The following is a 795-nucleotide window of genomic DNA, read 5'->3' on the forward strand; positions in this document are numbered from 1 at the left end:
ACTCTTGTACCGGGCTACGTCGCCTTCAGGGAACTGGTTATTCTCATTTTTTATTTGTGACATTGTGGTTGTTGTGCGACAGACATTGCTATTCGGCCCATATCCCAGATAAAACCCGCCAGCTCACGTGCAACAGCAACAATTGTAATATTGACATTCTTTCCTTTGGCCTGAAGTTTTCGATACCTCTTACAGAGCCTGAGTTGAGCATCCCATGCTCTGTCAATGACGGGGCGGGGTAAATTTTCCTGCCTTTTTGTATTGCCGGACTGATGCGTGCCGGATGACGGTAACTCCACGCTGCCTCGACCAATAGCTTTCTGGCATAGCTGTTTCCGGCTTTGGTAATGCTGCCCTGATGTCTGCTTCCACCCGATGAATATTCTGATGGCGTGATACCAAACCATGACATCAGTTGTCGTGGATGTTCAAAACGGGTCAGATCACCCAGTTCAGAAATTAATCCAACCGCAGTAATAAACTGAATCCCTCGCATGGCTTGCAGCGCCTCTACTACCGGATACAGCCTCCATTCGGTAACGGCCTCCTTCAGGGCGGATTCCAGCCGTTCACATTGTGCCTGCCGGTCTTCTATTGTACGACGGTGTTCGTCAAAAGCTAATTGTCGCCAGGGACTTTCGAATGAGTATTTGCTGAGCCAGCGTCGGTGTGCAGGGCCCCAATCTGCTCGCCCGACATAATGGACCCCATGAACCAGAAGAAACGATTTCAGACGTTGCCTTGCATGCCGTAAATCATCGCGGGCAGATGCCCATGCCCGGGCCAAATCCCGGA

Annotated in this window: 1 pseudogene; it reads right to left on the reverse strand. The window is 50.7% G+C overall.

Annotated elements, in window-relative coordinates:
- Positions 1-50: 50 nt before the first annotated feature.
- A pseudogene (locus BGK49_RS16345) lies at positions 51-795 on the reverse strand (IS110-like element ISSso6 family transposase); the annotation flags it as partial.

The sequence above is a fragment of the Shigella sp. FC1544 genome, assembly GCF_001722145.1.
In the GTDB taxonomy this organism is placed as follows: Bacteria; Pseudomonadota; Gammaproteobacteria; order Enterobacterales; family Enterobacteriaceae; genus Escherichia; species Escherichia coli.